The sequence below is a fragment of the Labilithrix sp. genome (assembly GCA_019637155.1).
Lineage (GTDB): Bacteria > Myxococcota_A > Polyangia > Polyangiales > Polyangiaceae > Labilithrix.
This window is the reverse complement of the sequence record JAHBWE010000001.1, coordinates 158,864-184,331: the sequence shown is the minus strand read 5'-3', so window position 1 is coordinate 184,331 and position 25,468 is coordinate 158,864. Positions and strand designations below refer to the sequence as shown.

The 25,468-nt window shown below is 71.2% G+C and carries 18 protein-coding genes; 7 read left to right on the top strand and 11 right to left on the bottom strand.

Annotated features, from left to right (window positions below; translation table 11 throughout):
• Positions 1-170: 170 nt before the first annotated feature.
• From KF837_00825 to KF837_00805, 5 genes are all read right to left on the bottom strand, one after another.
• A complete protein-coding gene (locus tag KF837_00825) occupies positions 171-713 on the bottom strand; it encodes a DnaJ domain-containing protein (protein MBX3225817.1) in 543 nt (180 codons plus the stop codon).
• Between the two features lie 78 nt (positions 714-791).
• Positions 792-3,083 (bottom strand): Hsp70 family protein, encoded by a 2,292-nt coding sequence (locus tag KF837_00820; GenBank protein ID MBX3225816.1) that lies wholly within the window; start codon positions 3,081-3,083, stop codon positions 792-794.
• A 5-nt stretch (positions 3,084-3,088) separates the two neighbouring features.
• Entirely contained in the window at positions 3,089-4,522 is a 1,434-nt protein-coding gene (locus KF837_00815) for a glutamate synthase subunit beta (protein ID MBX3225815.1), read from the bottom strand.
• Position 4,523: 1 nt separating this feature from the next.
• Positions 4,524-9,032: a glutamate synthase large subunit gene (gltB, locus tag KF837_00810; protein ID MBX3225814.1), complete on the bottom strand. Its 4,509-nt coding sequence runs from the start codon at positions 9,030-9,032 to the stop codon at positions 4,524-4,526.
• A gap of 131 nt (positions 9,033-9,163) precedes the next feature.
• Positions 9,164-9,424: a hypothetical protein gene (locus KF837_00805; protein ID MBX3225813.1), complete on the bottom strand. Its 261-nt coding sequence runs from the start codon at positions 9,422-9,424 to the stop codon at positions 9,164-9,166.
• Between the two features lie 106 nt (positions 9,425-9,530).
• Between KF837_00805 and KF837_00800 the strand changes: the two genes are divergently transcribed.
• Positions 9,531-10,955, top strand: a complete 1,425-nt coding sequence (locus KF837_00800) for a DUF2314 domain-containing protein (GenBank protein ID MBX3225812.1) — start codon at positions 9,531-9,533, stop codon at positions 10,953-10,955.
• Between the two features lie 11 nt (positions 10,956-10,966).
• Here the strand turns inward: KF837_00800 and KF837_00795 are convergent, their stop codons facing one another.
• On the bottom strand, positions 10,967-11,815 hold the full coding sequence (locus KF837_00795; protein MBX3225811.1) for a hypothetical protein: 849 nt from the start codon (positions 11,813-11,815) through the stop codon (positions 10,967-10,969).
• Positions 11,816-11,924: 109 nt separating this feature from the next.
• Here KF837_00795 and KF837_00790 point away from each other — a divergent pair, with 109 nt between their 5' ends.
• The 4 genes from KF837_00790 to KF837_00775 are packed head-to-tail and all read left to right on the top strand — an operon-like array spanning position 11,925 to position 17,625.
• Positions 11,925-14,453, top strand: coding sequence for a PBP1A family penicillin-binding protein (locus tag KF837_00790; GenBank protein ID MBX3225810.1), 2,529 nt, complete (start codon positions 11,925-11,927; stop codon positions 14,451-14,453).
• Complete coding sequence (locus tag KF837_00785; protein ID MBX3225809.1) at positions 14,450-15,835, top strand: hypothetical protein; 1,386 nt, start codon at positions 14,450-14,452, stop codon at positions 15,833-15,835. The genes KF837_00790 and KF837_00785 overlap by 4 nt, the downstream gene beginning before the upstream one ends.
• Positions 15,836-15,869: 34 nt before the next feature.
• On the top strand, positions 15,870-17,180 hold the full coding sequence (locus KF837_00780) for a hypothetical protein (GenBank protein MBX3225808.1): 1,311 nt from the start codon (positions 15,870-15,872) through the stop codon (positions 17,178-17,180).
• 40 nt (positions 17,181-17,220) lie between these two features.
• Entirely contained in the window at positions 17,221-17,625 is a 405-nt protein-coding gene (locus KF837_00775; GenBank protein MBX3225807.1) for a hypothetical protein, read from the top strand.
• A 99-nt stretch (positions 17,626-17,724) separates the two neighbouring features.
• Here the strand turns inward: KF837_00775 and rplT are convergent, their stop codons facing one another.
• The 5 genes from rplT to KF837_00750 all read right to left on the bottom strand — a co-directional run bounded on the left by rplT (position 17,725) and on the right by KF837_00750 (position 23,255).
• On the bottom strand, positions 17,725-18,075 hold the full coding sequence (gene rplT / locus KF837_00770) for a 50S ribosomal protein L20 (protein MBX3225806.1): 351 nt from the start codon (positions 18,073-18,075) through the stop codon (positions 17,725-17,727).
• Between the two features lie 13 nt (positions 18,076-18,088).
• Entirely contained in the window at positions 18,089-18,286 is a 198-nt protein-coding gene (gene rpmI / locus KF837_00765) for a 50S ribosomal protein L35 (GenBank protein MBX3225805.1), read from the bottom strand.
• A 149-nt stretch (positions 18,287-18,435) separates the two neighbouring features.
• A complete protein-coding gene (locus KF837_00760) occupies positions 18,436-19,368 on the bottom strand; it encodes a hypothetical protein (GenBank protein MBX3225804.1) in 933 nt (310 codons plus the stop codon).
• A complete protein-coding gene (locus KF837_00755; GenBank protein MBX3225803.1) occupies positions 19,365-21,665 on the bottom strand; it encodes a TonB family protein in 2,301 nt (766 codons plus the stop codon). Before KF837_00755 ends, KF837_00760 begins: the two co-directional genes overlap by 4 nt.
• Positions 21,666-21,674: 9 nt before the next feature.
• Positions 21,675-23,255 carry a PAS domain-containing protein gene (locus tag KF837_00750; protein ID MBX3225802.1) on the bottom strand — a complete coding sequence of 527 codons (1,581 nt, stop codon included), beginning with the start codon at positions 23,253-23,255 and terminating at the stop codon, positions 21,675-21,677.
• Between the two features lie 112 nt (positions 23,256-23,367).
• Here KF837_00750 and KF837_00745 point away from each other — a divergent pair, with 112 nt between their 5' ends.
• Both KF837_00745 and KF837_00740 read left to right on the top strand, forming a co-directional pair.
• Positions 23,368-24,762 (top strand): hypothetical protein, encoded by a 1,395-nt coding sequence (locus KF837_00745; GenBank protein MBX3225801.1) that lies wholly within the window; start codon positions 23,368-23,370, stop codon positions 24,760-24,762.
• The gene (locus tag KF837_00740) at positions 24,759-25,439 is read left to right on the top strand and encodes a glutathione S-transferase N-terminal domain-containing protein (protein MBX3225800.1); all 681 of its coding nucleotides are present in this window, start codon (positions 24,759-24,761) and stop codon (positions 25,437-25,439) included. Before KF837_00745 ends, KF837_00740 begins: the two co-directional genes overlap by 4 nt.
• Positions 25,440-25,468 lie beyond the last annotated feature (29 nt).

Below are 25,468 nucleotides of genomic sequence, written 5' to 3'. Positions count from 1 at the left end.
GCTGGGTGGTGGACTCGGTGATGGAGCCTTGGCTGGAATGCGGGCGCGATGCGGAGCGAAAGGCTGATCCTCGCGACGCCGCATACCGAAGGCGTTGCAGCGTGCTGGAGAGTCGTGCGCGCCAAAGAAAAGAGCGTGTAGATGCCGCTTTGCCCGACACCCACCCCGCCCTAGAGAAAGTCTCCGGGTTCGAGCATCAGGGCCTCGTAGAGGATCTCGAGGCGCTCCTTCAGCTCGTCGTTGTTCGGCTCTTGTTGGGAGGCGCTGATGAGCTGGATGCGGGCGGCGTCGAGGTTGCCCTTCGCGAGGAGCTCGTCCGCCTTGGCGGCGTACTGTTTGCCGCGTGGGGTCGTCGCGATCATGAAGAGGGTGCGTTGCTCGTGGCGTTGCTTCGTCTCGACCTTGCGCTCGTCGAAGCGGACGGGCTCGGGTTGGCCCTGCGCGCGGCGGAGCTCGGCGTCGTAGCGCTGGCGGAACTGCGGCTTGCGGAGGACGTTGTAGGCCTCGGCGGCGCGCTTGAACACGGCGGCGGCGGCGGCGGCGACCTCGGGGCCGTCGTCGACGAAGCGGTCGGGATGGCAGCGGAGCGAGAGCTCGTGGAACGCTTGCTGGATGTCCGCGACGCTCGAGCGCTCGTCGACGCGGAGGATCTCGTAGTACGTCATCTGGCCGAGCGACTCGGCCCACGCGAGAAAGGTCGATGTCTCGGCCACGACGAAGATGATAGCTCGCTTGCCAACACGCGCGCGGAAGACCGCGCGATTGCCAAGACGCGCGCGGAAGACCGCGCGCTATCGCACGGTGTACTGGGCCTGACGTTGCGACATCGCGAGCATGTCGTCGTTCGACGTCGAGCCGGTGACGAGGCGCATCGTCGCGACGGTCTCGCGGCCGGTGTCGGGATCGCGCGCACGTACGTTCAGGATTCCGTCGGCGTCGAGCTCGAACGTCACCGAGATCTTCACCTCGCCGCGGTACCCTGCGCGCAAGCCCGACAGCTCCACGTCGCCGAGGCGCGTGTTGCCCGCGAACTTGGGGGACTCGCCCTGCGCGACGCGCACCGTCACCGTCGTCTGGCCGTCGTTCGCGGTCAGGAACGTGCGCGTCTTCTCGCACGGCACCGGCGAGTTCGCGGGGATGAGCACGTCCGCGTAGCCGCCGGCGGTCTCGACGCCGAGGCTGAGCGGCGTGACGTCGATGAGCAGCGGCGTCGCGGCCGACGTCGCGATCGCGCTCCCCTGCTGGAAGCGCTCCGGCGTGAACGCCGTCGCGAGGTCGATCTCGCCGAACTCCTCGACCGCTCCGACCGCTCCGACCGACGAGGGCGCGGGCGGCGGCGCATGCGCGGGCCCGAGGTCCATCGGTAGATCGAGGCCGAACTCGTCGGCGGGCGCCGCGACGATGTCGGTCGGGCCGACCGCGGGCTTCGGCATGTCGAGATCGGGGACGTCGAGCTCGAAGGCCATCGGCTTCGCGGCGGGCGGCGGAGGAGCGGGCGCGGGCGCGGGCATGGGCGGCGGTGACGGCGGCGCCGGCTCATCGCTCGGCAGGTCCCACGAGACGATCGCCGCGCCCTTCGAGAAGGTCATCATCTCGCCGAGCGCGGGGTGATCGTCCGCCGGCTTCGCGGCCGGCGTCTTCGGCTGGCTCGCGCGCGGCGGCAGCGGCGGGGGCTTCGCGGGCGCCTGCACCGCGGTCATCCCTGGCTTGCTCGGCGGACGCACCGCCGCCATGCCGGGCGTGCTCGCAGGACGCACCGCGGGCAGCTTCGACGAGCTCGCCGGCCGATAGGCGGGCAAGCGATCGGAGCTCGGCGCCTTCGGATAGGGCCCCGTCCCGCCCGCGGACGGCGACACCGCCGGCATCGCCTTCGGCGTCGGTCGCGGGAGCGGCGGCGGCTTCGCCGCGGCGCGGAGCACTTGCTTGTGCGCGCCCTTCGCGCGGTTCAGCGCGTGCGCCTGGATCGCGGCGCCGAGGGCGACGACCTCGTCCGGGTTCACCTTCAGCGCGGGCGGGCGGCCGAAGAGGCCCTCCACGATGCGCGCGACGAGCGGCATGCGCGTGGCGCCGCCGACGAGGATGATGCGCTCGATGTCGTTCACGGTGAGGCCGACCGACGCGATCGACTGCTGCGCCACCGTGACGGTGCGATCGAGGAGGGGCCGCGCGGCTTGCTCGAGCTCGGCGCGCGTCATCTTGAACGGGAGCGAGAGCGGCGTGCGACCGTTGCTCTTGTACGCGACGCCGGTGAGCTCGTCGTCGAAGAGATCGTTCGTCGAGAGGTGCTTCTTGATCTCCTCCGCGAGGAAGGCGATGCGCGCGATCGCCTGCGGGTTGCCGCGCGAGTCGACGCGGAGCTTGGCGCTGACCTCCTTGATGATGCGGTCGGCGATGACGCGGTCGACGTCGTCGCCGCCGAGCGCGGTGTCGCCGGCGGTGGCGAGGACCTCGAACACGCTGTTGGTGAGGTCGAGGAGCGTGACGTCGAAGGTGCCGCCGCCGAGGTCGTAGATCGCGATCTTCTCGGCTTGTTTGATCGACTGACCGTACGCGAGCGCGGCGGCGGTGGGCTCGTTGAGGATGCGCATGACCTCGAGGCCGGCGAGCTTGCCGGCGATCTTCGTCGAGGCGCGCTGGAGGTCGTTGAAGTTGGCGGGGACGGTGATGACGGCGCGGTCGACCGGCTGCTTGAGCGCGGCCTCGGCGACGGCCTTCGCGCGGCGGAGCACGAACGCGCTGATCTCGGGGAGCGCGTACGCGACGCCGCGCGCCTCGACCATCGTCGAGCTCTTCGCGCCCTCGACGAGCTTGAACGGGAAGCGCGCGCGCGCGGCCTGCGTCTCGTCGGAATTCCAGCCGCGCCCGAAGAGCGGCTTCACCGAGAAGATCGTGTTCTCGGGATCGGCGAGGCGCTTCTCGCGCGCGGCGTCGCCGACGAGGACGGTGCCGTTCGGCTGAAACGAGACCACCGACGGGAGCAGCCGGCGCCCGCCTTCCCCTTCGAGCGTCACCGCGACCCCGTCGACGACGGCGGCGACGACGGTGTTGGTGGTCCCGAGATCGATCCCGATCGCGACGCTCACGGCGTTCAGCTTACAGCGCGGAGCGCGCCGCGTGACAGCTCTGCGTGCACGCCGCTCGCGACGCGGCGACCGTCGGCGATCGCCCAGACGACGAGCGACTGGCCGCGGTTCGCGTCGCCGGCGGCGAAGACGCGCGGGACGTTGGTCGCGCCGGCCTTGTCGGTCGCGACGTTGCCGCGCGCGTCGAGCGTGAGGCCGAGCTCGTCGACGATGCCCTGCCGTTCGGGGTGGACGAAGCCCATCGCGAGGAGCGCGAGGTCGCACGGCAGCTCGAGCGTGGAGCCTGGGACCTCGACGAGCTTGCCGCCGGTGAGCTCCACGCGCACGGCCTGCAGGCGCGCGACGCGCTCGCCCGACGCGTCGGGGAGGAACGCCTTCGTCATGATCGCGAACTCGCGCCCGGCCGGCGCGTTGGAGGCGGACGGCTCTTCTTGCGACGACGACGTGCGGAAGATCAGCGGCCACGCCGGCCACGGGTTCTCGGGCAGGCGCGTGAGCGGCGGCCTCGGCATCAGCTCGAGCTGGGTGACGCTCGCGGCCTTGTGCCGGTTCGAGGTGCCGACGCAGTCGGAGCCGGTGTCGCCGCCGCCGATGACGACGACGTGTTTGCCGTCGGCGCGGAGCGCGCCCTCGCCTTCGATCGTCTCCCCCGCCACGCGGCGGTTCTGCTGCTCGAGGAAGTCCATCGCGAAGTGGACGCCGTCGAGCTCGCGGCCCGGCACCGGGAGGTCGCGCGCGACGCGGGAGCCGATGCAGAGGATCGTCGCGTCGAAGGCGTCGAGGTCGGCCTTCGTCACCTTCGCGCGCGTGACGAAGGTGACGCCCTCGCCTTGCATCTGCTTCATGCGGCGATCGATGACGTCCTTCTCGAGCTTGAAGTCGGGGATGCCGTAGCGGAGGAGGCCGCCGATGCGGTCGTCCTTCTCGAAGACCGTGACGTCGTGGCCTTTGCGCGCGAGCTCCTGCGCCGCGGCGAGGCCGGCCGGGCCGGAGCCGACGACGGCGACGCGCTTGCCGGTGCGGAACGGCGCGGGCTCCGGGTCGAGCGGGCCCGCGAACATCGCGTGCGCGATCGTGCGCTCGACGTCCTTGATCGTGACCGGCGCCTCCTCGATGTTGAGGACACACGACGCCTCGCATGGCGCGGGGCAGACGCGGCCCGTGATCTCGGGGAAGTTGTTGGTCGACGCGAGGACGCGCGCGGCGTCCGTCATCTTGCCGCGGTAGACGAGGTCGTTGAACTCCGGGATCACGTTCCCGAGCGGGCAGCCGTCGTGGCAGAACGGGATCCCGCAGTCCATGCAGCGCGAGGCTTGCGCGGCGAGCTCCTCGGGCGGCGGCTCGATCGTGAACTCCTTCCAGTCGCCGATGCGCTCGGCCGCGGCGCGGTCGGTCGTCTTGGCTCGCTTGATCTTGAGGAAGCCACGCGGGTCGGCCATCTCACACCACCTTCAAGTGCGTGGTCTGTTTCTGCGCCTCGAGCACCTTCTTGTACTCGATCGGGATCACCTTGCGCATGCGGCGCGCGCTCATCGGCCACGACGCGAGGACCGCAAGAGCGCGGACGCTGCTCGTGCGGTGCACGTGCTCCTCGAGGAGCTTCTTCACGAGCTCGAGGTCGTCCGCGTCCTTCAGGTCCTCGATCTCGACCATGCCTTTGTTGCAGCGCGCGGCGAACGAGCCATCCTCGTCGCTCACGAACGCGACGCCGCCGCTCATGCCGGCGCCGAAGTTGCGGCCGGAGGGGCCGAGGACGACGACGACGCCGCCGGTCATGTACTCGCAGCCGTGATCGCCCACCCCCTCGACGACGGTGTGCGCGCCGCTGTTGCGGACCGCGAACCGCTCACCCGCGCGGCCGGCGAAGAACGCGCGGCCGCTCGTGGCGCCGTAGAGCACGGTGTTGCCGACGACGACGTTGTCCGCCGCGACGAAGGTGCTCTCGCGCGGCGGGCGCACCGCGAGGACGCCGCCGGAGAGGCCCTTGCCGACGTAGTCGTTCGCGTCGCCCTCGAGCGTGATCGTCATGCCGCGCGCGGCGAAGGCGCCGAACGACTGGCCGGCGGTGCCGGTGAGCTCGATCGCGATCGTGTCCTCGGGGAGGCCCCCCGCGCCGTGGCGGCGCGCGACCTCGCCCGCGAGCATCGCGCCGAAGGTGCGGTGCGCGTTGGTGATCGGCTGGTGGATCTTCACGTGCTCCCGCGCCTCGAGCGCGGGCTTCGCCGCCTCGATCAGCGCGTGGTCCGCGACGGTCGCGATGCCGTGGTCCTGCTCCATCGTCTGGCGGCGATCGCGCTTCGCGAGCTTCGGCGGGACCGGCTCGAGCATCTTCGAGAAGTCGAGCGTGCGCGCCTTCGGCGAGGGATGCTCCGCGTTCCGCGCCACGACACACTCGCTCCGCCCCACCATCTCGTCGACGGTGCGGAAGCCGAGCTCCGCCATGATCGCGCGGAGCTCCTCCGCGACGAAGAACATGTAGTTGACGACGTGCTCGGGCGTGCCGGTGAACTTCGCGCGCAGGACCGGGTCTTGCGTCGCGACGCCGACGGGGCACGTGTTGAGGTGGCACTTCCGCATCATGATGCAGCCCTGCGCGACGAGCGGCGCGGTCGCGAACCCGAACTCCTCCGCGCCGAGGAGCGCCGCGAACGCGACGTCGCGGCCGGTCTTGAGCTGCCCGTCGGCCTGGAGCACGACGCGGGCGCGGAGGTCGTTCATGAGGAGGACCTGCTGCGCCTCGGCGAGGCCGAGCTCCCACGGCGTGCCGGCGTGCTGGATGGAGGAGAGCGGCGACGCGCCGGTGCCGCCGTCATGCCCGCTGATGAGGATGACGTCCGCGTGCGCCTTCGCGACGCCCGCCGCGACGGTGCCGACGCCGGTCTCGGAGACCAGCTTCACGCTGATGCGCGCGCGCGGGTTGACGTTCTTGAGATCGAAGATCAGCTGGGCGAGGTCTTCGATCGAGTAGATGTCGTGGTGCGGGGGCGGCGAGATGAGCGTGACGCCGGGGGTGGAGTGGCGGACGCGCGCGATGACGGAGTCGACTTTGTGGCCGGGGAGCTGGCCGCCCTCGCCGGGCTTCGCGCCCTGCGCCATCTTGATCTGGATCTCGTCGGCGTTGACGAGGTAGTGCGCGGTCACGCCGAAGCGCCCGGAGGCGACCTGCTTCACGGAGGAGCGGCGGATGTCGCCCTTGGCGTCACTTCGGTACCGCGCCTCGTCCTCGCCGCCCTCGCCGGTGTTGCTGCGCCCGCCGATGCGGTTCATCGCGACGGCGAGGTTCTCGTGCGCCTCCTTCGAGATGCTGCCGAAGCTCATCGCGCCGGTCGCGAAGCGCCGGACGATCTGCGCGGCGGGCTCGACCTCTTCGAGCGGCACCGGCGCGCGCTCGGAGCGCAGATCGAGGAGCCCGCGGAGCGTGAGCGCGTTCGCCTGCTGATCGTTCACGAGGCCCGCGTACTCCGCGTACGACCTCGCGTCCTCGAGGCGCACTGCCCGCTGCAGCGCGGCGATCGACCGCGGCGACCAGAGGTGCTTCTCGCCGTCCTTTCGCCACGCGTAGACGCCGCCGACGTCGAGGTCCTTCGCGAGCTCGTCGGCGGTGACGCCGGAGGCCCAGCCGGTCGCGTGGCGCGCCGCGGCCTCCGCCGCGATGCGGTCGAGAGCGACGCCGCCGAGGGGCGACGCGCAGCCGGTGAAGTACTCGTCGGTGACCGTCTTCGAGAGGCCGATCGCCTCGAAGATCTGCGCGCCGTGGTAGCTCGCGATCGTGCTGATGCCCATCTTGCTCATGACCTTGAGCAAGCCCTTCTTCAGGGCGTAGACGTAGTTCGCGCGCGCCTTGTCGGCGTCGACGTCCTTGTCGAGGAGCTTCTGGTGCGCGAGCTCGGTGACGCTCTCGAACGCCATGTACGGGTTCACCGCGCCGGCGCCGAAGCCGATGAGGAGCGCGACGTCGGCGACCTCGCGCGCGTCGCCGCTCTCGGCGACGAGGCCGCAGCGCACGCGCTTGCCCTCCTTGATCAGGTGATGATGCACGGCGGAGACGGCGAGGAGCGAGGGGATCGGCACGCGGTCGGGCGACGCGCCGCGATCGCTCACGACGAGGATGGTGTAGCCGTCGTCGATCGCGCGCGACGCGCGGGCGCAGAGCTCGGCGAGCGCCTGCGCGAGGTCGCCGTGGACGGGGAACGTCGCCTCGAGCGTGGTCGCGCGGAACTCGGGCGACGGGTTCTCGACGAGCGCGGCGAGCTCCGCGTTGTCGAGGACGGGGTGCGGCAGCTCGAGGAGGCGCCCTTGCTTCTCGGTCTCCTCGAGGAGGTTGCCCTCGCCGCCGAGGCACGACACGAGGCTCATCACGAGGTCCTCGCGGATCGGATCGATCGGCGGGTTCGTGACCTGCGCGAACTGCTGCTTGAAGTAGCGGAAGAGCGGGACGGGGCGATCGGAGAGGACGGCGAGCGGGATGTCCGCGCCCATGCTGCCGGTCGGCTCTTCGCCGAGCACCGCCATGCCGCCGAGGAGGAGGCGGAGATCCTCGCGCGAGTACCCGAACGTGCGCCAGAGCCGCGCGCGCGTGACGTCGTCGAGGACGGGCGGCCGCACGGGCGGAAAATCGGCGATCTGCGCGGGGCGGGTGACCCACGCGCCGTACGGCTTCTGCGCGGCGATCTGCTGCTTCAGCTCCTCGTCGGCGACGATGCGGCGCTGCACGAGGTCGACGAGGAGCATCTTGCCCGGCTGGAGGCGGCCCTTCTCGACGACGTCGGCGGGGTCGATCGAGAGGACGCCGAGCTCGCTCGCCATCACGACGAGGCCGTTCTTCGTGACGACGTACTTCGCGGGGCGGAGGCCGTTGCGATCGAGGGTGGCGCCGATGACGTCGCCGTCGGTGAACGCGAGCGCGGCGGGGCCGTCCCACGGCTCGACGAGGCACGCGTGGTACTCGTAGAACGCGCGCTTCGCGGGGTTCATGTCCGCCTGCGTCGCCCACGCCTCCGGCACGAGCATCATCATGACGTGCGGGAGGGAGCGGCCCGACGCGAGGAGGAAGTCGACGACGTTGTCGAGCGACGAGGAGTCGGAGCCGTCGGGGCGGATGATCGGCTTGAAGTCCTCGAGGTGCTCCTCGAAGAGCCTCGACGCGAGGAGCGCCTCGCGCGCGCGCATCCAGTTCTGGTTCCCCCGCAGCGTGTTGATCTCGCCGTTGTGGGCGATGCGCCGGTACGGGTGCGCGCGCTCCCACGTCGGGAACGTGTTGGTCGAGAAGCGCGAGTGCACGAGCGCGAGCTGGCTCTCGAAGTCGTCGGCCTGGAGGTCGCGATAGAGCTCCGCGAGCCGCTCCGGGAGGGCGAGGCCTTTGTAGACGATGGTCCGCGCCGACGCGCTCGCGACGTAGAAGTCGTGGCCGTAGCCCTTCTGCGAGCAGAGCTTCCCCGCGCGCTTCCGGATCATGAAGAGGATGCGCTCGAACTGCTTCTTGTCCGCCATCCGCGCGACGAAGAGCTGCTTCATCGTCGGCATCGACGCGCGCGCGATCGGGCCCACCGCGCGGATGTCGACGGGCACCGTGCGCCAGCCGATGACCTTCTGGTTGTGGTAGCGGACGACGTCGCCGACGAGCTTCATCTGCAGCTCGGCGCGCATCGGATCGCGCGAGAGGAAACACTGCACGACGCCGTAGTCGCCGGAGTTCGGGAGCTCCTTGCCCTCGTGCGCGAGCATGCGCTCGAAGTAGCGATGGGGGATCTGCGTGAGGATGCCGGCGCCGTCGCCGCTGGCGGGATCGCTCCCCGCGGCGCCGCGGTGCGCGAGGCGGCGGAGGATCTCGAGGCCGAGCTCGACCGTCCGTTGCCGCGGGCGGTTCTTCAGGTCGGCGACGAAGCCGAGGCCGCACGCGTCGTGCTCGTGCGCGGGGTCGTACAGCCCAAACCGTTCGCCCTGCGGCACATCGCCCATCCCTGTACTTATAGCGAGTTGATGACGCGCCGCGCTACCCGATTTGGACACTCACGGTTGAGTGACGATGTGGGAGTCCGCTCGAGAATATGGGCCGGCCGGGCGGCGCGTGACTCGGTGCGTTACGAGGAGCGGCGGCGGGGCCGCGGCGGGGGGAGCGGGAGGTTCATGTCCTGCCACTCGGTCATCGGCGGGAGCACGACGTCGTCGTCGATCACGATGCGCGGGCGCACCTCGCTGATCTCCTCGAAGAAGACGTCGGGATCGTCGAGCGACACGAGCTCGACGTCATGGAGCGACGGCCGCTTGCGCACGCTCATCGTCGTCGGGTTGTAGGGACGGGGGCGCGGCGGGCTCGGGCGGCGGTCGAAACCATGCATCATGACCCTCAACGGCCGTAGGGGCGCCGACTTAAGCGCGCGTGGGGTGGAAGAACGGCTGGCCCGCGTCGCCTCGAACCTCTGAAGCGAACCGTGTTACGAAGCGGGCATGGCGCAAAAGTCGGTGCCGCCGGCGCGGAGAGAAGGCCTCGAGGGGAGGCTCTACGCCGGGGTCGCGGTGCTCGTGGCGGGGCTCGCCGCGCTCGTGTGGTGGTCGCTGCCGGGCGACAATCCGCCCGTCGTCACGATCAACGTCGAGGCCGGCGCGGTGCCGGCGACGATCGACACACCGCCCGAGGCGGGCATGAAGAACGTCACGCGCCCGCTCCGCGCGGTGGCGGAGCTCGCGGTCCTCACGACGCGGCCGGAGCGCGAGGCGGAGACGGCGGCGCGGCCCTCCGAGATCGCGAAGCGCCTCGAGGCGCGCCACTGCGGGCCCGCGCCCGCGTGTGACGCGATCAAGAAGCTGCTCGAGGACGAGGACAACGTCACGCTCGAGGTGCGCTCCGCCGAGGACGTGATCCTCCCCGGGGTCGAGACCTACGACACGACCGCGCTCACCCTCACGCCCGACGAGCGCCGGAGCCTCCCCGATCGCAAGAACGCGGTCGTGATCCGGATCGAAGGCAACGTCTCGAACGACCACCTCGTCGCGCGCGCCATCTTCGCGATCGGCTCCCTCCTCGCCGAGGAGCTCGACGGCGTCTCGTGGGACGAGACCGCGCGCCGCTTCCAGACGAAGCGCGAGCTCTCCGCGCTCGCGATCACGACGCCGCTCGGGGAGAGCGGGTTCGTCCCGCGTCACGTGCTCGTCCAGCTCCTTCGCCAGGAGGACGGCACCGTGCGCCTCGTCTCCCTCGGCCTCCAGCGCTTCGGCGCGCCCGACCTCTCGCTGCGCGGCGCGAACATGTCCGCCGCCCCGCCGCTCTCGCACGTGCTCAACGCCGCCGCCGCGCAGATCGTGGCCGGCGCGCCGCTCGACACCGTGACGGTGACGCTCGCCGACGTCGCGCGCGTGCTCGGCAAGAAGCCCGCGGAGCTCAACAAGAGCCCGGACGACTCGCGCCCGGTGAAGCTCGACGTCGTGCGCCCGCCGCCCGATGGCGACGATCCCGACAACGAGGTCGGCGAGCTCGTGCCGCCCGGTGGATCGACGCGCGAGGCGTGGGACGCCGTGCGCGCGAGCCTCTTCGGCGCGGCGGCGGCGCCGTCGACGCCGTCGAACGACGACGACGCGAAGCAGGAGCTGCCGGAGGCGATCCGCCGCTTCGATCGCGGTGAAGGGCTCCTCTACGTGAAGGGACCGTTCGGGATCCCCGACGAGGCGCGCGTCGACGGCGGCGCCGGCACCGAGCAGCTCTGGATCGAGGTCGCCTCCTGCAACGCCGAGCAATGTTTGGGCATGCCCTCGAACGAGCCGTCCTTCGCGACGAACCTCGCGCCCGGCAAGACGACCAGCGTCAAGCGCGCCGAAGCGACCGACTGGCTGCTGCAACAACGCGACGGCGGCGTCGCCCGGCCGCGCGCGAAGTAGCTCGCCAAACGCTACGGCGACGCCGTGAGGACGATGGCGCCGCGGATCGTCTTGCCTGCGTTGGGGCCGTCGGGGAGCTTGCCGTCGAACACGACGAGCATGCGCTCCGCCGCGTCGCCCGCGAACGTCGCGACGAAGCCGGGGGCCCGGACCTGGCCCGCGCCGGCGGCGTCGGACTCGATCTTCACGTCCGTCGCCGCGAGCGCGAGCGTGCCGCCGCCGCCGGTCGCGTTCACGCCGAGCGCGCTGCACTGGCGCGCGCCGAGATCGCACGTCGCCGACGCGCTCGCGATCGTCCCCGCCTCCGCGACGCCCACCACCGTGGGCGCGCTCCCGCCGAGCAAGGCGTAGCTCTTCGTCGCGGCGGGCCACTTCGCCGTCGGCGACTTCTGGCCGACCGCGTAGTGGAAGTCGTCGCCCTCGCCGAAGATGAAGCGACCGTTCACCGTGTACCACGTGCCCGTCGTCGGACCTTCGCGCCACGCGCCCCACGCCGCGAGGAGATCGGCGCCCGCGCCCGCGTTCGACGCGATGCCGATCGACAGGTTCTCGTCGTCGCTCACGTAGAAGCCGTTGAGCGCGCCGTCCGCGTCGAACGTCGCCTGCATGTCGGGCCGCGCGTCGATGCCGATCGGCGCGGGGCCGGAGTAGACGATGGAGAGCCCTTCGCCCGAAGGGAGCTTCGTCGGCGGCGGCCCCGTGTCGATCGTGGACGGCGGCCGGTAGGCGTCGGGCTCCGTGAGCGTCCGCTCGAAGCCGGCGTCGGCGGGGGCGGCCGGATCGTCGTCGCCCGAACACGCCGCGAAGGCGAGGAGCGTGACCTGTGACGCGAACCCGAGGAGCGCCGCCGACGTCTTCATGGGGCTCCTTCAAACGTGGGCCATTTGCCGCGCGGAAGCCAGTTTCTTGCCGTCTCCGCGAAGCGAGTATGCTCTCCGGGCCGTGTCTGACCCGCCGTCCAAGCCTCGGATGAGCTCCGCGCCCTCGGGCGTTACACCCGACGTGCCGCAGAAGAAGCTCCTCGACGAGGTCAACGCCCCCGCTCCGAAGCCGGCGAACGAGCCGCCGATCCGCCGCGTGCTGCGCTGGACCTGGAAGTGGTCCAAGCGCGCCGCGATCGCCGGCGTGGCGCTGTCCGTCCTCGCCGTCATCGCGGGGTGGCTCCTCATCCGCCACTACGAGGAGGGCCTCCCGAGCGTGGCCGAGCTCGAGAAGGGCTACCGGCCGTCGCAGGTGACGCGCGTCCTCGCGAAGGACGGCACCACCCTCGCGGAGATCTTCACCGAGCGCCGCACGGTCGTGAAGATCGAGGACCTCCCCCGTCACGTGAAGCTCGCCGTGCTCGCGGCGGAGGACGCGAGCTTCTACGAGCACGAGGGCATCAACTACCTCGGCATCGCGCGCGCGATGGTGGTGAACCTCCGCGCCGGCCGCACGCGGCAGGGCGGCTCCACGATCACGCAGCAGGTCGTGAAGAACATCCTCCTCGAGACGAACGAGCGCTCCTACAAGCGCAAGATGAAGGAGGCGCTCCTCGCGCGCCGCCTCGAGCAGGAGCTCTGCCCCGAGTGCGGCGCCGATCAGGCGGGCAAGGACCGGCGCAAGGACAAGATCCTCGAGCTTTACCTCAATCACATCTACCTCGGGCACGGGCGCTACGGCATCGAGGAGGCGGCGAAGGACGACTTCGGCAAATCGGCGAAGGACCTCACCATCGCCGAGGCGGCGATGCTCGCCGGCGTCCCCGCGGGGCCGGAGCTCTTCTCGCCGAAGCGCGATCTCCAGCGCGCGCTCACGCGCCGCGCGTTCGTGCTCGACCAGATGAAGGCGAAGCACTTCATCAACGACGCGGAGTACGAGGCGGCGAAGAACGAGGCGGTGCGCCTCGCGCCCTCCCACGAGATCGACAGCGAGCTCGCGCCGGAGGCGGTCGCGATCGCGAAGAAGATGCTCCTCGACCTCGAGCCCGAACGCGGTCCGCGCGGCGGCTTCACGATCACGACGACGATCGACCCCGCGCTCCAGGCCGCGGCGCGCAAGGCGCTCCGCGACAACGTCGGCGCGTACGACAAACGCCACGCGCTCCTCGCGCCGGTCAAGGCGCAGAGCGTCGCGGCGAAGGGCAAGGGCAAGCCGAAGGACCCGCCCTTCGAGGGGACGCCGAAGTTCGAGTCGCACAAGGTCCTCACCGGCACCGTCATCGGCTCGGACGACACGACCGGCACCCTCGACGTGCGGGTCGGCACCGTCGTCGGCTCGGTGAAACTTGCAGACTACAAGCGTTACAACCCCCAGAACCTCCCCCCGTCGGCGTTCGCCGAGGTCGGCGCGCGCGTGCGCGTCTCGCTCCTCGCGCCGGTGCCGAACGCGGCCGCGAACGTGCACGGCGACGCGACGACCGCGGTCGCGAAGGTGCCGCTGCGGCTCGAGCTCGGCCCCGAGGCCGCGCTCGTCGTGCTCGACGTGCGCTCGCGCAACGTGCTCGCGATCGCGGGCAACTACGAGGCGCAGAACGGCGGGCTCGATCGCGCGACGCAGTCGCATCGCCAGCCTGGCTCGACGTTCAAGCCGATCGTCTACTCGTACGCGATCCACTCGCGCCGCTACACCCCGGCGACGCTGATCGACGTGCGGCCGCGCGCGTTCGGCAACTACAAGCCCTCGAACTACGAGGGCTGGACCGCGGCGGACCCGCTCCGCCTCCGCGAGGCGCTCGCGAAGTCGGTGAACATCGCGTCGGTCGCGGTCCTCGACGACGTCGGCCCCGCGAACGTCGTCGACTGGGCGAAGGCGCTCGGCGTGACGTCGAAGCTCGAGCCCGACCTCTCGCTCGCGCTTGGCTCCTACGAGGTGAAGCCGATCGAGCTCGCGGGCGCGTACGCGACCTTCGCCGCGGGCGGCATGTACGAGGAGCCGCGGCTCGTCACGCGCATCGTCGGCCCCGACGGCAAGGACGTCGAGCTCCGCCCGCCGCCGCCGCCGCGCCGCGTGCTCGAGCCGGCGGAGGCCTTCGTCATCACGAACATGATGGAGAGCGTCGTCGACCACGGCACCGCGCAGTCGGCGAAGTCGCTCGGCCGCCGGGTCGCGGGGAAGACCGGCACGAGCAACGACGTGAAGGACACCTGGTTCGCCGGCTTCTCGCCCGAGATCGTCGCGATCTCTTGGGTCGGCTACGACGACAACAAGCCGCTCGGCTCGGGCGAAGCGGGCGGCACGACCGCGCTCCCGGCGTGGGTCTCCGTCATGGACGCCGCGCACAAAGGCAAGCCGCGCTCCGAGTTCGCGCGCCCGCCCGGCGTGAAGACAGTCGCGATCGATCCGGTGAGCGGCAAGCTGAAGGCGGAGGGCACCGAGGGCGACGCGATCGACGAGGTCTTCCTCGACGGCACGGAGCCGACCGAGACCGCGGACCCGCCCGAGCCCACGCCCACCCTCGTCGGAAACGAGGAGACCGCGCCCTCCACCGGCGCCGACGGAGGCACGCCGCTGCCATGAACCGCGCCGCGATCGCGTTCGGGTTGCTCGCGGCGTTCGTCGTGAGCCCGGTCGTGCTCGCGCAGCAGAAGAAGCCGGCGCCCGCGGCCGAGAAGGGCGCGCCGTCGGCGTCCGCGTCGGCGTCGGCGGCGCCGGCGCCGATCAAGGGCTCCGCGATCGTCCGCGTCGCCACGCAGATCGCGGGCGACCTCGGCGCGGTGCCGGCGGGCGCGCTCGTCGCGGTGTCGCCGCTGACGGCGGACGTGCCGGCGCCGAAGGCAGAGGAGCTCGCGAACCGCATCGCGGCGCAGATCGCGGGGCGCCTCGGCGTCGCGCACGCGCACACGCAGCCGGTCGCGCTGTCGGTCGCGCGCGGCGTCTCGGGGCGCGCGGCGTCGCTCGTCTACGTGCAGCTCGAGATCGCGAAGGGTGAGCTCCGCGCGACGGCCGATCTGTATCCCGTCGTCTCGAACGGCTGGGAGCGGCTCCGTAATCCCGTGCCGGGCCCGCGCGCGCACGCGTTCGCGAGCGCGCCGATCGACGCCGAGGTGCGGACGTTCCTCCAGCCGATCGTCCTCGAGCAAGCGGCGGTGCACAAGGCGAAGCACGACGAGGCCGACGTCGTCGCGATCGGCTGCGGCGACCTCGACGCGGACGGCGGCCTCGAGATCGTCGTCGCGTCGCGATCGCGCATCGCGGTCGGCAAGCTGCGCGGCGGCAAGCTCCACGTCGTGAGCTCCGCGCCGTGGAAGGAGCTCGCGTACGCCGCGCCGGTCCCGCTCCGCGAGCCGCTCGGCGCGCTCACCGTCGCGAAGAACGAGATCCTCGTCGGCATCAGCGACCGCTACGCGATCGCCCTCGACGCGACCCTCACCCCGCGCAAGACGCTCACCGGCCCGCCGATCCCGGGCGCCGACGCGTGTGTCCTCTTCAGCCCGGAGACGGGCGGCTTCGAGGGCGGCGGCGTCGTGTGCCCGCTCCCGGCGAAGGGGGCGCGCCCCGCCGAGGTGCTCCCGCTCCCGCTCTCGCGCTTCGACGCGATCGCGGGGCTCGATCTCGGGAGCTCCTTCGTCCTCGCCGCGCGCGACGCCGGCGGCAAGATCAAGCTGCGCCGCACGGAGGGGAACGCGAAGCCGGTGGAGCAGACGATCGAGCAGGCCGGCGCGCAGCTCGTCCTCGCCGACCTCGATCTCGACGGTGTGCCCGAAATCGCCTTTAGCGGCGATTTCGCTGAAACTGACGCGTTGATGGTGTGGAGCTGGGGCCTCCGCGGAGCGCTCCAGCAGCGGATGCGCGTGCCGACGAAGGAGCCGATCCGCGCGCTCGCGGCCTGTCCCCCCGAAGAGAAGGGCAAGCCCGGCCTCGTCGCGATCGTCGGCCCCGAGGTGTGGCTTGTGCGCTGAGCGGGCGCGCCTGCGCCTCGGTCGCCGCGCCTTCGTGCTCGGGTCGACCGTCGCGCTCGGGGCGCGCGCGAAGGGGCGCACGCCGCTCGGCGGAAGGGTCTCGCTCCGCGCGCCGTGGCCGGTCGGTCCGATCGATCCGCACCGCCTCGACGATCCGATCGCGGCGCTCTTCGGCGAGGCCCTCTTCGACACGCTGTTCGTCGGGGACGATAGCGGCGGCTACGCGCCGGCGCTCGCGGACGGCGAGCCGGACATCGAAGGCTCCACGATCAAGGTCAAGGTGCGCCTCGGCCTCAAGACGGCGCGGGAGAAGCCCTTCGGGACGAAGGACGCGGCCTTCGCGATCGCGCGCGCCCGCGCGTCCGGCGCGCGCGGCTGGCTCGGCGACGTGCCGGTCCCGCGCGAGGACGGCCGCGCGCTCTACTTCGTGGTGAAGGATCCGGCGAAGGACCTCCCGCGCCTCAAGGCCGCCCTCGCGTCGCCGCTCGTCGCGATGACGCCGCTCGGCTTCTCGCCCGAGACGCCGGACGGCACCGGCCCGTTCCGGTGGGGGATCCGCGACGGCGCGCTCGCGCTCACCCGCAATCGCTTCGCCGCGCGCGGACCGGCGTTCCTCGACGAGGTCGTCGTCCGCTCCGCCGCGAGCGTGTCCGCGTCGCTCCTCGCGTTCGAGGGCGGCACCGACGACATCGGCTGGTTCGAGCGCGGCCTCCACGAGCCGCGCGCCGGCTCGAAGGCCTTCGACTTCGGCGCGGTCGGGTGGGCGATGCTCTTCACCGGCCGCGACGCGAACAACTGGGACGGCCCCGGCATCGCGCAGCGGATCGCGGACGGCATCCCGTACGCGCGGCTCTCGAGCCTCCACGTCGGCGCGGCGTGGACCCCCGACCCGGCGCAGGGCTGGGGCGGCCCGCCGACGACGCTGCTCGTCCGCGAGGACGCGCCGTGGCTCATCGAGGTCGCGAACGTCGTCGCGGCGACCATCTCGCGCCCGTCGCACGAGGTCACGGTGAAGGCGGTGCCGGCGACGGAGATGGCGGCGCGCCGCGCCTCGCGCCTCTTCGGCCTCGCGCTCGACGTCGTGCGCCACCCCGGCGGCGGCAGCCTCGGCGCGGCGGTCGCGATGGCGACGGCGAACGATCCCTCGCGCGCGGCCGACGTCGTCGCGCACCCACCCAAGCTCGCGCCCGACGTCCCCGCGCGCACGCTCACGCGCACGTACCGCTGCGGCGTCGTCGGCGAGATCAAGCTGTCGGGCGGCCGCATGCCGGACCTCGTGCTCGTCCCCTCCCCGACCGGCTTCGGCGTCGACCTCGGCGCGAGCTACCGCGCCCGCGCGCGCTGACGTACGATCGAGGGCGTGATCTTCACGCCCGCCCAGATCCGTGGATTCGCCGAGCTGCGACGTCGACAGACGTACGCCGAAGCGCAAGGCGCGCGGGTTCACGTTCGACGAGGACCCTGCGTCGCGCGAGCTCTTCGAGGCCGGCCTCGTCCGCCTCACCTTGCCGCCCGGTGGCGCGGTGGTCCTGATCGCCAGCGACAGCCCGTACCTCGAGCAGGTGATCGAGCGCGCATCGACGCTCGACGTCGCGTCCGCCAAGCTGAACGTAGCGACCGTCGAGGACCTCCTCCTCCTGAAGCTCGAGGCCAACCGCCCGATCGACCTCGACGACGCGATCGCGATCAAGGACGCCTACGAGCACGATCTCGACCGCACCTACCTCGCGGCGCAAGGCGACGCGCTCGGCCTCCGCGGCCCGCTCGAGAACCTGCTCGGACCTCTTTAACGCAGGGGCTGCGCCCCTGCACCCCGCTCGCACGATGCAGAAAAACGTCAGACGTTTTTCTGCCGCGTGCTCGCTTTCGAGGTGGTTCGAGCGCGCCTACTACTTCGTTTTTGCGCTCGCGACGACCTTCGAGAAGGCGGCGGCGTCGACGATGGCGAGCTCGCTCAGGATCTTGCGGTCGAGCGCGATGTTCGCGTTCTTGAGGCCGCTGATGAGGCGCGAGTACGACGTGCCGTTCGTGCGGGCGGCGGCGTTGATGCGCGCGATCCAGAGGCGGCGGAAGTCGCGCTTCTTGCGGCGGCGATGCGCGTAGGCGTAGACCCACGACTTCATCACCACTTCCTTCGCGTACGCGAAGAGACGCGAGCGGGCGCTGTGGAAACCCGAAGCGTGCTTCAGGATCCGGTTCTTGCGGCGGCGGGCTTTGAATCCTCGTTTTGCGCGGGGCATGGTCTCTCCGTCCTCAGTTGTAAGGAATCAGCCGGCGGATCTTCCGCTGCAGCGTCTTCGGGACCATGTCGTTGTTGCGCAGGCGGCGGAGGCGCTTGCGGCTCTTGTTGATGAGGCCGTGGTTGCCGCCCGCCTTCGGACGGCGAACGCGGCCACTCCCGCTCACCTTGAACCGCTTCGCGGCGGTCTTGTTGGTCTTCATCTTGGGCATGATGCGCCTTCTCTCTTCATCGCTCCCCTGGGCCGCCTGTCCGAGCCAGGCCGTTGTCCGCCGAAGGGATGCGAAATGGGAGGCGCTTTATGGCGAACCCCGCCGCCAGTGTCAAGCGAGGCGCATTCTTCCCCCGTAATCTCGGTAATTTAGGGCGCCGGTCCGAAGAGGTTCGCGACGTTCTCTCGCGCGATGGCGTCGAGGACGCTCCCGCAGGAGGTGTCGCCGAAGTCGTCGAGATCGTCGGGGTACGGATCGAGCTTCGGGCCCGGGAACGGCAGCGGAAACCGCGGATCGTCTTCGTGATCGACCGGCTCGCAGTCCACGAGGTCGACGTCGGCGAGCTCGCCGCCGGTCACGACGCCGTCGCCGTCGGCGTCGGCCGCGGCGACGTCGTCGAAGCGGATCTGCTGGCCACGTCGCTCCGGCGGCACGAACAGCGCCGCGGCGTCGACGCGGACCCGGATCGGGGCGCCCTCGTTCGCGACGATCGTGACGGGGACGAGCCCGGCCTTCGTGGGACCGTAGAGCTCCGCGTCGAGCCCGAGCTCGAGCCGGAGCGCGCGCCCCGCCTTCTCCGCGCGCGCGAGGAGGACGAGGCTCGGCGTGCTGCGGTACTCGAATTCGCCCGGGAAGCTCGCTTCGTAGCGGGAAGAGCCGTCGGCGCGGCGGTCGAAGCGCTCCCGGAGGTCGTCGTCGATCCCGCAGAGCGACTCGCCCGCGAGCGGCTCGTACTCGGCGTAGCGCGAGCGGAGCTCGATGTAGGCGGCGGCGGGGCCGGGGCTCATCGCCGTCAACTTGAGCTCGCACGCGTCGTTCGGAGCGAGGATGCGCGGATACCCGCCGCCGCCGTAGCCATACGGTCGATCGCTCTCGACCCTCAGCACCTGCGCCGACACCGACGCGCGGACGGCGAAGCGCTCGATCGTGACGGTCCACCCGTCGACGGACGTGAACGACGTGCCCGCCGTCTCCGCCGACGGCGAGAGCCGCGCGACAACGCCGCCGCGTGGATTCAGCTCCTCCGTCGCCGGCACGCACGCGCCGAGCACGAGCAGCGCGAGCGCGCGCCCGAGCTTCACAGCGCCCCCTCCACCCCGATGCTCGGCGCGACGATCGGACCGATCTTCTCGTCGCGGCAGCGCTGCTGGCCGCTCTCGTCGAACGTGTTGCAGTTGCGCGAGACGATCTCCTGCTGCGCGCTCGCGTTGAGGGCCTCGATCACGAGGGAAATGTAGCCGTCTTTGCGCCATTTCCATCGCTTCTCGATGCGCGCGTCGACGCGGTAGAACGCGGGCAGGCGCCGCGTCGGCGGGCGGAGCGGCGTCGCGTCCTCGCCCTCGTCCGGCCAGCCGCGGTAGGTGAGGAAACGCGCCGACGTGCGCCAGCCCGCGCCGATGTACACCGCGCCGCCGACCTGGAACACGTGCGTGCGATCGAACGGGCTCACGCGCTCCTTCGCTATTTCGGTCGAGCCGATGACGCTCCGCGAGAGCGTGTACGCGACGAAGCCGCCGATGCGCTCGCTGAGGCGGCGGCTCAGGTACAGCTCGAGGCCGTACGCCTGCGCCGGCGAGTTCGGGACCGGCTGCGGCTCGTCGAACGAGAAGTCGTTCTGGTTCCGCGCGAAGTCGCGGAGGTTGAAGTAGCTGTGATGGAACGCCATCCCCTTGAAGAGGAACTTCAGCGGGAGGTCGCGCTCGACGCCCGCGCTCTTCTGCCAGCCGAAGCCGAGGCCGCCGGGGAGGCCCCGGTAGCCGATCGCGGGGACCGGGATCGCGAACGCCGGCGTCTGCGGCGCGACGCCGAGCACGCCGAGGATGCGCGTCTTGTCGCCGACGGGGAGGCGCGTCGTGAGGCGCGGGCTCGGACCGACCTCGACCGCGCCGACGCTCGTGAACACGTCGGCGCGCGCGGTCGCGGTGACGTCGAAGCCGTCCTCGCGGTGCCAGCGCCCGGAGACCCACGCGCCGGTCGCGCTCTCGGTGCGCGGCGAGAAGAACGCGCGCGCCTGCGCGTACTCCTCCGGCTGGACGGCGTATTCGCTCGGCACGTCGCCGGTGTAGTGATCGAGCATCGCGTCGGCGCCGACCTCGAGATCGAAGGTGCGCGTGATCGGCGCCCGATGGCGCGCCCGCACGCCGAAGACGAAGTCCTGCGCGAAGCGCGCGCCCTCGATCCGCGTCCGGTCGAGCCCGAAGGTCATGCCGATGCGGCTCTCCGCGCCGTCGTCGCCGCGGCGATCGAGGCGCAGGTCCGCGCGATGGAACTCCGACGCGAAGAACACGCGCTCGGTCCCGTTCCCGAAGTCGTCGTACTGGATCTGCGAGGCGTAGTCGAACGAGCCGAGCGTGAGGAGCGACGCGCGCCACTTGTCGTTGATCTCGTACGACGCGCGCGCGTTGTAGTCGCGATAGTTGATCGTGGTGTCCTTCGCGACGAGCGAGAAGAGCGCGCCGGTGTACGAGTAGCGGCCGCCGAGGCCGACCGACGCGCGGCCCTTCGCGAGCGGCGTCTCGACGTAGGCGCCCGCGTCGAAGATGCGGATGTTGCCTTCGCCGTAGAGCTCCGTCGCGGGATCGCGCGTGCGCCCCGCGACGATCGCGCCCGCGTAGCGACCGTAACGCGCGGGGAACCCGGCGGGATGGAGCGAGACCTCCTCCACGAGCGCGGGCTGGATGACGCCGGGGCCGAGCGCGAAGTGGAAGAGGTACGGGACGCGGACGTCGTCGATGAAGTAGCCGACGGCGGAGGGCGGCGCTCCGCGGATGTAGTAGTAGGGCAGGCCCGACACGGTCGGGACGACGCCGGGGAGCGCGTCGATCGCGCGGAACGGATCGCCGAACGCGCCGGGCACGAGCCGGATGTCGGCGCGCGCCATCCGATGCTCCATCGGCGACGACGGCGGCGGGAGCCTCGTCCCCGCGATCCTCACCTCGTCGACGCGCTCGGGAGGCGGCGGCGGCGGGATCGTCTGGAGCGGCGGCGCCGCCTCCGGCTTCGGCTCCACCGGGACGTCGGCCTCGGGCGTGAACTCGACGACGACGCGGATGCGCGCGGAGACGACGCGATCGCCGCGCTTCGCCGGCTCGAAGCGGTACGCCTTCACCGCCTCGATCGCGGCGGCGGCGAACGGCTCCGCGCCCTCGCGGACGAGCACGTCGCCCACGGTGCCGTCCTCCTTCACGACGAGCTCGAGGACGACGTTGGCCGCGCCGGTCGCGCCGGCGGGGTAGCGCGCGGGCTCGCGATGGATCGGCGCGGGCGGGATCAGCGGCGGCGGCTCGGGCGGGGGCGCCGCGAGGGCGCTCGACGCGCCGGTGAGGGACGCGCAGGCAAGAAACACCGCGACCAGCGCGGCCACCCCGAACCGAGACACGGCGCGATGCTAGCGGGTTTGCGAGATCTGCTGCGCGCTCGAAGAGCGGTGCTCGTCCAAAATCGCCCGCAAGCGGCGCATGTCGAGCGGCTTGTCGAGGCGCGGGACCTGGCTCCGCGCGAGGAAGTCCCGCGTCGCCTCGGTCGACGCGCCGCCGGTCATGATCACGACGCGCGGCTGGAGCGCGGGCCAGCGGCTCCCGACCTGCTCGTAGAGCCCCGCCCCGCTCATCCCCGGCATCGACAGGTCGCAGAGCACGAGGTCGAACTCGCGGCCGTCCTCGAAGAGCGCGATCGCCTCGAGCGCGCTGCCCACCGTCGTCACGTCCTCGGCGGGGGAGAGGGCGCGCTTGAGCGCGCGGCAGATCATCGGCTCGTCGTCGACGACGAGGACGCGGAGGCGGAGGCCGGACGCGGGCGGCACGGTCTCGACCGCGCGCGGGCGGAGGACGGAGCGCGCCCGCGCGCCGCCGGCGGACGGGAGCGCGATCCGCACCGTGGTCCCGACGCCGACGCGGCTCTTCACCGTCATCGTCCCTCCCGCCGCGCGCACGATGCCGTAGGAGATCGAGAGGCCGAGCCCGGTCCCCTTCCCTGCTTCTTTCGTCGTGAAGAACGGATCGAAGATCCGCGGCATGACATCGTCCGGGATCCCGCGCCCTTCGTCGGTGACCTCGACGATGACCTCGTTGTCGTCGTTGAACGCGCGGACGAAGACGCGCCGCTTGTCGTTCTCCTCCGGCGGGATCGCGTCGAGCGCGTTCACGATCAAGTTGAGGAACACCTGCGCGAGGCGACCGGGATCGGCGACGACCTCGGAGGTCTCGTCGTAGTGGGTGGAGATCTGCGCCGACGCCGGCATGCCGGAGCGCGACATCTGCACCGCGCGCTCCACGAGGACAGGGATGTTGCAGCGCCCCGACGGCATCGCGTCGAGCTGAGAGAACGCGCGGATGTCGCGGACGATCTGCGCGACGCGGCTGACGCCGTCGCGCACCTCCGTGAGCGTGCTTCGGAGCTCGGACCAGCGCGGCAGCGTCGGGTCATGCGTCGCGGCGATGAGCTCGTCCAGCTCCTCCTCGACGTAGCCGATGTTCATCAGCGCGTACGCGAGCGGGTTGTTCATCTCGTGGGCGACGCCGGCGGCGAGGGTGCCGATCGCGGCGAGGCGCTCGTTCTCCATCTTGCGGAGCTGCTCCGCGCGACGCGCGGTGACGTCGCGCATCACCGCGAGGTAGTGGAGGAGCTTCCTCGATTCGTCGTCGAAGAGCGGCACGAGGTCCATCTCGACCCAGAACGTGCTCCCGTCCTTGCGGTACTTGAGGAGCTCGACGCGCAGAGGCTCGAGCGCGTCGCGCGCGCGCTGGATCGCTTGGAGCGCCTCGACGCTCGTCTCCGGCCCGACCGTGATGTCGGGGGTTCGTCCGATCGCCTCCGCGGCGGTGAAGCCCGTCATCCGCGTGAACGCTTCGTTGACGAAGAGGATCTTGCGGCTGACGCCGTCGCTCGGCGTGCCCTCCACCACGATCAACGAATCGGGGAGCCCTGCCATCGCCCTCCCGACGAGCGCCGACACGGAATCAGCGACCATGCGTCTCAGCGCTACCCGGCGCGCGTCTCCACCTCAACCCCCTGAGGGGTAGTGTCCTGTCGATTTCGACTTTTTTCTGGGCGGACGTAGGGCGCCGTATGCTCCGAAAACCGTGTGGCTCCGCGCGCTGCTCATCCCGACCGGCCTCCTCGCGATCGCCTGCCACGGCAAGCGGGACGAAGGTGCGGCGCCCGCGCCGAGCACCACCGCGCGTGCGGCGGTGACGCTCGCGCCCGACGCGTCGGTCCCCGCCGGCGCGGCGTGCGAGCCGCTCGACGCGGCCGCGATCGCGCCGTTCGCGACGTGCACGACGAAGGTCGTGAAGGAGCCGCCGCCGGAGATCGTCGACCCGACCGCCTCGCTCGCGCCGTTCTACGAGAAGCTCGCGACGATCGAGCGCAAAGGCGCGACCAAGATGTTGCGCATCGGGATGTACGGCGACTCGAACCTCACGAGCGACTTCATCTCGGGCCACCTCCGGCGCGTGCTCCAGAAGCGGTGGGGCGACGGTGGGCACGGCTGGATCTCGCTCTCGCGCCCGTGGGGCAGCTACCGCCACGAGGACGTGTCGACGGGAGGGATGTGGAACCTCTTCAAGCAGTGGGCGCCCACCACGCACGTCGCGCCCGACAAGCAGTACGGCTTCGCGAACATGGCGGCGGAGACGAACGAGATCGGCGCCGCGGGCTGGGCGGGCACGACGAAGAACGCCCAGGCCGAGGTCGGCAAGGCCATCACGCGCTTCGAGCTCCACTACATGAAGCAGAAGAACGGCGGCTCGTTCCGCGTCGAGATCGACAAGAAGGAGGTGAAGGTCGTCCCGACCAAAGCCGACGGATGGGAGCTCGGGGTGGAGGACTTCGAGGTCGAGGAGGGACCGCACGAGCTCCGCGTCTTCGCGCGCGGCGACGGCAAGGTCCGCATCCTCGGCACCTCGCTCGATCGCGTCGCGAAGCCCTTCGACCCGGAGCGCCCCGGCGTCCAGCTCGACTCGCTCGGCGCGGGCGCCCTCAACTACGAGCGCCTCAATTGGGTCGCGAAGGACACGCGCAAGGCGGGCCTCCAGAAGCGGGACTACGACCTCGTGATCCTCTGGCTCGGCATGAACGTCATGTTCGTTCCCCCGAACGCGGAGTACGCGAAGTCCTTCCTCGCCGATCTCAGGGACGCGCTCCCGGAGACACCGATCCTCATCCTCGGTCCGAGCGACACCGCGCGCGAGGGCGAGACGAAGTCCGATCCGCGCATCGTGCAGGTCGCGAAGCAGATGCGTCAGGTCGCGGCGGACGCGAACGTCGCCTTCTGGGACTTCCGCGAGGCGATGGGCGGCGACGGCGCCGTGATCGGCTTCACGAAGCGGGGGCTCACCGGCGCGGACCACATCCACTTCGGCCCCGAGGGGAGCCGCCTCATGGGCGATCGCCTGCTCTGCTCGCTCACCGCGTCGTACGCCGCGCACGTGACCGCGCATCCGGATGCGGGCTGCGAGCATCGGAGCCCTCCGTGATCGATCTCTATTTCTGGGGCACGCCGAACGGGCAGAAGGTCAGCATCGCGCTCGAGGAGCTCGCGCTCCCTTACGTGGTGCACGCCGTGAACATCGGCCGCGGCGATCAATTCACGCCGGAGTTCCTCGCGATCGCGCCGAACAACCGCATCCCCGCGATCGTCGATCGCGATCCCGAAGGTGGCGGCCCTCCGATCTCGATCTTCGAGTCGGGCGCCATCCTCCTCTACTTGGCGGAGAAGACGGGCAAGCTCCTCGGGCAGGGCCTCCGCGAGCGCACGGAGATCGTGCAGTGGCTCATGTGGCAAATGGGCGGGATCGGCCCGATGTTCGGGCAGGCGAACCACTTCGCGGTCTACGCGCCGGAGCGGATCCCGTACGCGATCGACCGCTACACGCGCGAGGCGAAGCGCCTCCTCACGGTCCTCGACAAGCGCCTCGCCGATCGCGAGTACGTCGCGGGCCCGTACTCGATCGCCGACATCGCGATCTACCCGTGGGTCCGCTCCGCCGTCCAAGGCAAGCTCTCGCTCTCGCTCGCCGACTACCCTCACGCGAACGCGTGGTCCTCCCGCCTCGAGGGCCGCCCCGCCGTCACGAAGGGCCTCGCCATCCACACCGACGCGAAGACGGAGATGGACGAAGAGGCGCGAAAGCACCTGTTCCAGCGCTCGTGACTCGAGCGGAGAGCATGCTACGGTGGCGA

Coding starts and splice junctions, on each gene's coding strand:
- KF837_00790 (MBX3225810.1), top strand. CDS start 11,925: ATGAGCTCCGCGCCCTCGGGCGTTACACCCGACGTGCCGCAGAAGAAG.
- KF837_00785 (MBX3225809.1), top strand. CDS start 14,450: ATGAACCGCGCCGCGATCGCGTTCGGGTTGCTCGCGGCGTTCGTCGTG.
- rplT (MBX3225806.1), bottom strand. CDS start 18,075: ATGCCCCGCGCAAAACGAGGATTCAAAGCCCGCCGCCGCAAGAACCGG.
- KF837_00750 (MBX3225802.1), bottom strand. CDS start 23,255: ATGGTCGCTGATTCCGTGTCGGCGCTCGTCGGGAGGGCGATGGCAGGG.
- KF837_00815 (MBX3225815.1), bottom strand. CDS start 4,522: ATGGCCGACCCGCGTGGCTTCCTCAAGATCAAGCGAGCCAAGACGACC.
- KF837_00800 (MBX3225812.1), top strand. CDS start 9,531: ATGGCGCAAAAGTCGGTGCCGCCGGCGCGGAGAGAAGGCCTCGAGGGG.
- KF837_00795 (MBX3225811.1), bottom strand. CDS start 11,815: ATGAAGACGTCGGCGGCGCTCCTCGGGTTCGCGTCACAGGTCACGCTC.
- rpmI (MBX3225805.1), bottom strand. CDS start 18,286: ATGCCCAAGATGAAGACCAACAAGACCGCCGCGAAGCGGTTCAAGGTG.
- KF837_00805 (MBX3225813.1), bottom strand. CDS start 9,424: ATGATGCATGGTTTCGACCGCCGCCCGAGCCCGCCGCGCCCCCGTCCC.